Annotated in this window: 1 protein-coding gene; it reads right to left on the reverse strand. The window is 64.2% G+C overall.

Annotated elements, in window-relative coordinates:
* Positions 1-54: 54 nt before the first annotated feature.
* A complete protein-coding gene (locus C1922_RS08500; protein WP_108749355.1) occupies positions 55-969 on the reverse strand; it encodes an IS110 family transposase in 915 nt (304 codons plus the stop codon).
* Positions 970-1,182: the final 213 nt, after the last annotated feature.

Consider the following 1,182-nt stretch of genomic DNA (forward strand, 5'->3'; position numbering starts at 1 on the left):
CACGGCAAAGCCGGCTGCCGGCCGGCAGCCGCTGCCGTGCGCCCTGGGCGTGCCTCAAGCGGGGATCGGTCCGCTTGAGGCGTCGCGCACGCGGGCGTTGAGAATGACCAGCATCTTCCGCATCACGGCCACGATGGCCACTTTCCCTTCCTTGCCGCGGGCCCGCAGCGACCGGTAAAAGTCCCGCAACCGCGGCTCATGTCGCATGGCAGACATGGCCGCCATGTAAAGCACCTGGCGGATCTCGGCCCTGCCGCCGTGGATGCTTCGTCTCCCTCGCATGGTTCCGCTGTCGTGGGAGATCGGCGCTACGCCGACCAGGCTGGCAATGGCCTTTCCGCTGATCTGCCCCAACTCAGGCAGGTAGCTGGCCAGCACCGCCTGCAGTGCCGGGCCAACCCCTTTCATCGACTTCAGCACTGCCAGTTGAGGCTGCTGCGCGACCTGTTCGGCGATCTGTTTGCCCAGCCGCTCGACCATTGATTGCAGGCGGATGATGTTGCCTTGCATCAGCCGGCGCAGCTCGCGGTCAGTCACCAGTTCCTGCTGCTGGCGGGCCACGGTCAGTGCCTGCATCGTCTGTCGACGCGCCCGCACAAACTCGCGCAGCTTCCGTTGCCAGGACTCCAGCGGCTGATAGGAAGGCAGTTCCACCAGCGCGGCCATCTGCGCCAGTACAAGTGCGTCCAAGCGGTCCGTCTTGGCCGCTTTACCCAGCCCTTGAGCCAGTCTGCGAGCGCGCAGGGCGTTGGCGCGGATCACCGGGTGGCCAGCCTTGTGAAGGAAGTCCAGGACAGCCTGCTCATAGCCGCCGGTGGCTTCCAGAACGATCTGAATGGCCGGCCGCGCCCTCAACCAAGCGTCCAATTCAGCATAGCCAGAAGGGCTATTGCTGACCTGCAGGGTCTCGCCGTCTGTCGTACCGATATCCAATCGGCGCTTGCTCACATCAATCCCGATCCCGTTCATTGCCCGACTCCGTATAGTCTGGAAGGGTCGAGAGCTCCCCCGCTTGCCCAGTCTTATCGCTTCGAGTGTCCAGCTCCAGCAACTGTTCGGGCGGATCAAGGGAGAATCCGGCGTGGGCGCCAAGCTACACGGCGATCGTCGAGATCCAGGCTCATACGGCGGCCCACGCCGGCTCTCGACACCTACGCTGCCAGATTTCCATCAGATAAGGCT

Origin of the sequence: Stenotrophomonas sp. ZAC14D2_NAIMI4_7, assembly GCF_003086675.1 — a bacterium.
Classification (GTDB): domain Bacteria; phylum Pseudomonadota; class Gammaproteobacteria; order Xanthomonadales; family Xanthomonadaceae; genus Stenotrophomonas.